Genomic DNA, 7,371 nt, shown 5'->3' with positions numbered 1-7,371 from the left:
CTCGCGATTGGTTTATTGGCCGCAAACGTGTTTCATCCCGGCTCTGGCGTGGATATGAGCCATCTGCAAAAAGGAGATATCTCAGCGTATCAGCAAACAGCAAATGCCACGCAACAGCAAGGCTTTGCGGAAACGATCGTTCATATCGTTCCGAAAAACATATTTGAATCCATGGCGCAGGGCGATTTATTGCCGATCATTTTCTTTACTGTTCTATTCGGTCTAGGCGTTGCGGCAATCGGAGACAAAGGCAAGCCGGTGCTTCATTTCTTTGAAGGTGTACTAGAAGCGATGTTTTGGGTAACGAATCAAGTGATGAAGCTCGCGCCGTTTGGGGTGTTCGCGTTAATTGCGGTGACAGTTGCCAAGTTCGGAGTGAGCACGTTGCTTCCGCTTGGAAAGCTTGTGTTGGCTGTGTATGCAACTGTAATATTCTTTGCTGTTGTGGTTTTAGGCATAAATGCGAAATTGACAGGAACGAGTATTTTCACGCTTATTAAAATTTTAAAGGAAGAACTCATTCTTTCTTTTACAACAGCGAGTTCTGAAGCAGTATTGCCGAACATCATGAAAAAGATGGAGCAATTCGGGTGTCCGAAGGCGGTCGTTTCTTTTGTTATTCCGACGGGCTACACATTTAACCTGACGGGCTCGGCGATTTATCAATCACTTGCTTCGCTGTTTGTTGCGCAAATGTACAATGTGCATATGTCACTGACAGCACAAATCACATTGTTATTTGTACTTATGCTGACTTCCAAAGGTATGGCTGGAGTTCCGGGTGCATCGTTCGTTGTTGTGCTAGCGACTCTCGGCTCTATGGGACTGCCGTTAGAAGGAATTGCTTTGATTGCCGGCATCGACCGCATTTTGGATATGATCCGCTCCGCCGTGAACGTATTAGGAAACGCATTGGCGGCCATTTCAATGGCGAAATGGGAGGGCGAATTTGATAAAGACAAAGCGCAACGTTATGTGGATTCCGTTAAAGAATCAAATGTTGCGTAAGAAATAGGAGGAGAATTCGATGGAAGTAAATGAAATAAAACAAAACATGCGGATTGAAAAGGATTTCTTAGGAGAAAAAGAGGTACCGGCGGATGCTTATTATGGTGTCCAAACGATGCGAGCTGTTGAAAACTTTCCTATTACGGGATATAAAATACATGACGAATTAATTAAAGCTTTGGCAATCGTAAAGAAAGCGGCTGCCCTTGCCAACACGGAAACAAATCGGATGTATGAAGGAACCGGCGAAGCGATTGCGCAAGCGGCGCAGGAAATCATTGAAGGAAAATGGCATGAGCATTTTCTTGTAGACCCAATCCAAGGCGGAGCGGGCACATCCATCAACATGAATGCGAATGAAGTCATCGCCAACCGCGCTCTTGAAATAATCGGAAAAGAACGAGGTGATTATCTTCATATCAGCCCGAACAGCCATGTGAATATGTCCCAATCCACAAACGATGCATTTCCGACTGCGATTCATATCGCGACACTGAATATGCTGGAGAAATTATTGGAGACGATGGAATATATGCGTGATGTGTTTGGTGCGAAAGCGAAACAATTCGACCATGTCATCAAAATGGGACGCACGCATTTGCAGGATGCTGTACCGATTCGCCTCGGACAGGAGTTTGAAGCGTACAGACGCGTGATCGAACGCGATATCAAACGGATCCAGCAATCCCGTCAGCATTTGTATGAAGTGAACATGGGAGCGACAGCAGTCGGAACGGGGCTGAATGCCGATCCGCGTTATATCGAATCGGTTGTGAAGCATCTTGCGGATATAAGCGGGCTGCCTCTTGTCGGAGCAGAGCATCTTGTGGATGCGACACAAAATACAGATGCGTATACGGAAGTTTCGGCGGCACTGAAAGTATGCATGATGAATATGTCCAAAATTTCCAATGATTTGCGCTTGATGGCATCCGGTCCTCGTGCAGGATTAGGGGAAATCACATTACCGGCCCGTCAACCTGGCTCATCCATCATGCCTGGTAAAGTAAACCCGGTTATGGCTGAGGTCATCAACCAAGTCGCTTTCCAAGTGATTGGCAACGACCATACGATTTGTCTTGCTTCTGAAGCGGGACAGCTTGAATTGAACGTGATGGAGCCGGTGCTTGTCTTCAATCTGCTTCAATCCATTAGCATCATGAATAATGCGTTCCGCGCGTTCACAGACTATTGCTTAAAAGGAATTGAAGCAAACGAAGACAGAATGAGAGAATATGTTGAAAAAAGTGCAGGCATCATCACAGCAGTCAATCCGCATATTGGTTACGAGGTGGCTGCGCGTATCGCGAGAGAGGCAATCTTAAGCGGACAATCTGTTCGGGACTTGTGCCTGAAATATGATGTATTGACAGAAGAGGAGCTGGATTTGATTCTGGACCCGTATGAAATGACGCATCCCGGCATTGCCGGAGCGGCGCTTTTTGACAGAGAGTAAATACACATGCTTCAGGAGCAAAAGGGGTTTGTACATGACAAACCCCTTTTGTTCACAAACTTAAGTAGAACTTGCAGATACGAGATACTAGAAGTTTGATGAAAAAGGACGGGATCATATGTATAAATTTACCGTTTCTCCAAATGGAGAACTGGAAACGGCTTTGCGAGGCGCGGAGCTATTGGCAACACCGCCGCTTAATAAAGGAGTGGCATTCACAGAAAAAGAGCGAAAGGAGCTCGGATTGACGGGACTTTTGCCGCCGGCGGTATTGACGCTGGAGGAGCAGGCGCGCCGCGCTTACGAGCAATTCTCTTCGCAGCCGAGTGATTTAAGCAAAAACGTGACATTATCGGCATTGTATGACCGAAATGAAGTATTGTTTTACCGTCTTCTTACGGATCATTTGCAAGAAATGCTGCCGATTGTTTATACACCGACAGTGGGATTGGCGATTCAGCGCTACAGCAATGAATACCGCAAGCCTCGCGGCGTTTATTTATCTATTGATAATCCAAAGGGCATCGAAGAAGCCTTCGCCAACTTTGGAGCGGCTGCGGCTGATATCGATTTAATGGTAATTACTGATGGAGAAGGAATTTTAGGAATCGGGGACTGGGGTGTCGGCGGCATCAATATCGCCATCGGCAAATTGGCTGTATACACTGCGGCAGCTGGAATCGATCCCAGCCGCGTGATGCCAGTTATTTTAGATGTAGGTACAGACCGTGATGAGCTGTTGAACAATCCGCTCTATATCGGAAATCGACATCCGCGTGTGCGGGGAGAGCAATACGATGCGTTCATCGAGCATTTTGTGGCTACAGCTTCCAAAATGTTCCCGAATGCCCTGCTGCATTGGGAGGATTTCAGCTCAAGCAACGCGCGAAATATTTTGGACAAGTATCGTAACAAGGTTTGTACGTTCAATGATGATATCCAAGGAACAGGCGCCGTTTCGCTCGCGGCAGTATTGGCGGCGGTGCATACTTCCGGTATGCCACTAAGCAAGCATCGCGTTGTGGTGTTCGGTGCGGGTACGGCAGGAATCGGCATTGCCGACCAAGTACGTGATGCCATGGTACGGGAAGGATTATCTGTGGAAGAGGCGAACCGCAGATTTTGGTGCCTCGACAGACCGGGACTGCTGACGGACAATATGGAGGAATTGTACGATTTCCAACGCCCGTACGCACGCCCGGCTGTGGAAATAAGCGAATACGGCACAGCAAACGAAAGCATCGGTCTTGCCGAGGTCGTACGTCACGTGCATCCGACGATTTTAATCGGAACTTCGACGGTTGCCGGAGCGTTTACAAAGGAAATCGTTCAAGAAATGGCCGCTCATGTGAAAAGACCTGTTATTTTGCCGATGTCCAATCCAACTCCGCTGGCGGAAGCGAAGCCTGCTGATTTGATTGCTTGGACAGAGGGGCGAGCTCTTGTGGCAACAGGCAGTCCGTTTGCTCCTGTTACATACAACAAAACGGTATATGTAATCGGACAATCCAACAATGCCCTTATTTTTCCGGGGCTCGGACTTGGAACCATCGTATCGCGCGCGCAAATCATTACCGACGGCATGTTTACGGCGGCTGCAGAAGCTGTGGCAAGCATGATTGATATGAGTCAGCCGGGCGCGCCGTTGCTTCCGCAAGTGGAAGATCTTCGCACCATCTCTGAGACGGTTGCGATAGAAGTGGCAAAAGCCGCTTTTGCTGATGGCGTGGCACGGGTTAAGAACGATAACATCGCTCAGGCAGTCCGAGATGCGATGTGGGAACCGGTATATCGTCCTGTAAAAGCAGTAAGAGAAAAAGTTTTTTTATAAAAAATGAAAATACAGCTTGTTTGTTTATCGAAACGGGCTGTATTTTCTTGGTGCAAAAAGACTCAGACAGCAAAATCACTATGAATATTATCTACTCTACTGGTAATTTTTATTCGGAATAAAAAAAGTTAATACCGAATTTTAATAGTATAAAAACTCCTATGAAAGAACGATAAATCTTCTATAATCTGTGGTGCTGCGTGCGGCATGGTTGGCTAACGGGCAGCGTTTAGTTGAAGAAAATAACGAAAAAAAGACCGATTTTGATCTTTTTTCTTTAAAATCCATATTGAACTACCCCCACTTATCGGCTGATGCCGCTTGAAGTGGGGGATTCCAGTTCCTCTTGCTCCGCTGGCAAGAGAGTCCAGACCCTCCTCCGTTCAACAGGAGGAGTACGCTATACCGTCAATCTGAAGTACTTGAATCAGTGACCTGTCTCTACCCCTGTAGAAGCAGACAGAGAAGGTGCGCCCTCTTCAAGCGGCATAGCGGAGAGAACACAGCGCATTGCACCCAGCTCCTAGACCACATCATCTGCTCTGGCGATGGGAGTAGAAAACTGGTACCCTATGTTCCGTTTCATGTGTAAGAGGTAAGTCATGTATATGTTAAGCGAGTACTCTACGCAATACGTTACGTTCTTCTTCTGTTAACCATGTGCTCGACAGTTCCATGCCCTGATGGGGGCGGTTGACATCAAACAGTGTGTATAACGCATGTGTACGAATACAGAGCTTCTTGTTCCACGTGCTCCATTGCTTCCAATGGTGGATATTACTTTGCGCCATGTAAGTTTTCAGCACGGTTGGCACCTTCTCTTTATAGCCTAGTCCTCTTCTTCCAATAGTAAAGGCAGCTGCTTGATGAATGGAGATGCCGAATTTACGCATATACTTCCATTTCCCGGAGATTGATGTGTAAGCAGGGTGGACCTCTATTACCTCTACTCCCATTTTATCAGCCCGGCTTCGAATCGCTTCCATCATCTTTCGGTACGCAAACATACTTTTTCTTCGGTTTCTTTTCTTACTGCCGTACTTGTTTCCTGTTTTCGAGAGCGTGGTGTCCAGCTTCTCCAAAACAAGGGGCTTGTTCTTTTGTACAGCTAGATCGACAAGACGAATGGCTTCCGCTTCTATTATCTTTGTAATGGCTCCGGAGGATTTTCCTTCTAGGGAATAAGCGAGGATGCCGCTTTCGAGATAGTTGCCATCTTTGGAAACGTTCGCCCAAGCCAAATGATCATAGTTACAATCCACTCCGATGACACCGTCACTCGTACTAAAATTGATAGAATAATCTGCTTCTACATCTGCCATACATTTGACGATGTAATATACCCCATGGTCTTCGATGGACCATGTAATCGGTTTGCCGTACTGCTTTTTCTGTTTACAAGCGATCTGTGCGCTTACTACATCATTAACGATATCTTGTCCATAAGGAAACATTACAAACGGAAAGGTAAGCACCTTGCCACTCATGGAAGTGAAGGAGAGTTCTTGCTTTTTCATGTTATATTGAAACACGAAGTTGCCACACCAAGCGTCTTTCCGTCCTGAAATCATCATTCTTTTATTTCGTGCGGCACAAAAGAGTTTCTTCCACGCTTCATGGTTTTCTGCGAATTCTTCTTTTGTAAACTGATATTTGAACAGTTGTTTTGTACCGAACACAGCGCTAGGAATATGTTCTTTCAGCTTGTCTTTCTTTTGCCTAAGGCGGTCTAATCGATGCTGCAAACGTCCGATCTTTGCCTTTGTGTGCTTGATTTTCCGGTCCAAGCAGCGATGTTCAAAGGAATAGGTAGTGAGCCAAATGATGGTTTTCTTTTGAAGGGAAAGAGAGATGATACCGCTTCCTTGCAGAATGAAAGGACTGTTCTTCGGGAATGTTGGATTGCCTTTCACGAAACTCTCTTTGATCTTTCTCATTCTTGTCAAAGTAGAGCGTTCGGATTTAAGTTTTTTCTTGATATCTTTGATTTTTTCATCGGTTTGTTGGAGGTAGAGTGTTTGGAGTTCTGTTACGGCGGAGAATAGAGCGGTTGCTTCTTGCCTGGCACTGTTGGCATAATAATCGGTAAGTCCGAATCGTTTCTTAAGGACGGTTTGTAAGCTCTCATCATGCAGTTTGCGGCTCCAACGCTTTTCACGTACCAAGGTTTGAAAGGAAACATGCTTCGCTCTGTTGAATACTTTTAATACATAGGACACCTCGTTCACAAACCCAGGGGGTAAGGTATGTTTATACACCCGTTGCGAGAAATAGGTTTTCTTCATGGTACTCCTTCACCTCTTAAAAGAACGCAAGTTCCCTTTTTATTCTATTTTATACAAATTAAGGAAATACTTCAACGGGTTTTTCGATTGATTAAAAAAACTCCACCTGTAAAGAAGGGACGCAGAGAAAGAACAGAAAAAACGCCCATTCATCCCCTCCTTACTGCTGGGCTCTGCCCTTCACGCAGTTGAAGAAGGGGTCTTCTGGGCTAGAATGATAAAATTTAACAGATCCTTAAAGTAAGAGCAAACATGCTTAAACGCAGCGAGGAAATTTCGATTTTCGACTGAGCAAAATGTGATTTTTTACTTCTGCATGCTTAGACAGACGGTATGTATACTTAGATTGTCTTAATAAAATACTTTCCCGAGCTGCCTTTCCTATCTATTTAGGTTACAGCGTTGTATGAAATCATGTATATTCCTGATTCGTCCAATAGAATCAACCTTTGCAAAAAGAGCCTAAGTAAAAAAGCCCTGCGTACACACTCCCATTGTACGCAAGGCTCTTTCCTATCTGCTCTTCTCCGTAGCCTCCTGCTTGAAGAAACTCTTCATCGCATTGAACACATCTGCTTTTTGTTTCAGAATATAATAACGGAAATTTTCATCATTGATGTTTTTATAAGCAGACATTAGGGTTGAATGGCGGTTATATTGGTACAGTTAGCCAGGATATACCCAAAATTATTAGTATGGGTATTTAGCTTTTAGTTTATACAATCCATCACTAAAAAATCCCCCTTACAACTCGTTACTCTAAGTATAAAAAATCAAACCTTAAAGTTTTC

The 7,371-nt window shown here is 45.1% G+C and carries 5 protein-coding genes and 1 pseudogene; 3 read left to right on the top strand and 3 right to left on the bottom strand.

Features of this window, described 5'->3' with window-relative positions; genetic code table 11:
• From H540_RS0120835 to H540_RS0120825, 3 genes are all read left to right on the top strand, one after another.
• Window positions 1–1,008, top strand: a 1,008-nt coding sequence (locus H540_RS0120835) for a cation:dicarboxylate symporter family transporter (RefSeq protein ID WP_028402234.1), incomplete at its 5' end; no start/stop codon positions are given.
• 19 nt (window positions 1,009–1,027) lie between these two features.
• Complete coding sequence (gene aspA / locus H540_RS0120830) at window positions 1,028–2,464, top strand: aspartate ammonia-lyase (RefSeq protein ID WP_028402233.1); 1,437 nt, start codon at window positions 1,028–1,030, stop codon at window positions 2,462–2,464.
• Window positions 2,465–2,582: 118 nt separating this feature from the next.
• The gene (locus H540_RS0120825) at window positions 2,583–4,295 is read left to right on the top strand and encodes an NAD-dependent malic enzyme (RefSeq protein ID WP_028402232.1); all 1,713 of its coding nucleotides are present in this window, start codon (window positions 2,583–2,585) and stop codon (window positions 4,293–4,295) included.
• A 159-nt stretch (window positions 4,296–4,454) separates the two neighbouring features.
• Here the strand turns inward: H540_RS0120825 and H540_RS35655 are convergent, their stop codons facing one another.
• The 3 genes and pseudogenes from H540_RS35655 to H540_RS33505 all read right to left on the bottom strand — a co-directional run.
• A complete protein-coding gene (locus H540_RS35655) occupies window positions 4,455–4,583 on the bottom strand; it encodes a hypothetical protein (RefSeq protein WP_425388156.1) in 129 nt (42 codons plus the stop codon).
• Window positions 4,584–4,906: 323 nt separating this feature from the next.
• Complete coding sequence (locus H540_RS0120815; RefSeq protein ID WP_028402231.1) at window positions 4,907–6,580, bottom strand: IS200/IS605 family accessory protein TnpB-related protein; 1,674 nt, start codon at window positions 6,578–6,580, stop codon at window positions 4,907–4,909.
• Between the two features lie 513 nt (window positions 6,581–7,093).
• A pseudogene (locus H540_RS33505) lies at window positions 7,094–7,240 on the bottom strand (sporulation protein YhbH); the annotation flags it as partial.
• Window positions 7,241–7,371: the final 131 nt, after the last annotated feature.

The organism is Ectobacillus panaciterrae DSM 19096 (genome assembly GCF_000430785.1).
GTDB lineage: Bacteria > Bacillota > Bacilli > Bacillales > Bacillaceae_G > Ectobacillus > Ectobacillus panaciterrae.
The sequence above is the reverse complement of the archived record's forward strand: the minus strand, read 5'-3'. Positions and strand labels throughout refer to the sequence as shown.

Bases quoted from the DNA above. Each gene is read 5' to 3' on its own strand.
- aspA (WP_028402233.1), top strand. From the start codon at position 1,028: ATGGAAGTAAATGAAATAAAACAAAACATGCGGATTGAAAAGGATTTC.
- H540_RS0120825 (WP_028402232.1), top strand. From the start codon at position 2,583: ATGTATAAATTTACCGTTTCTCCAAATGGAGAACTGGAAACGGCTTTG.
- H540_RS35655 (WP_425388156.1), bottom strand. From the start codon at position 4,583: ATGGATTTTAAAGAAAAAAGATCAAAATCGGTCTTTTTTTCGTTATTT.
- H540_RS0120815 (WP_028402231.1), bottom strand. From the start codon at position 6,580: ATGAAGAAAACCTATTTCTCGCAACGGGTGTATAAACATACCTTACCC.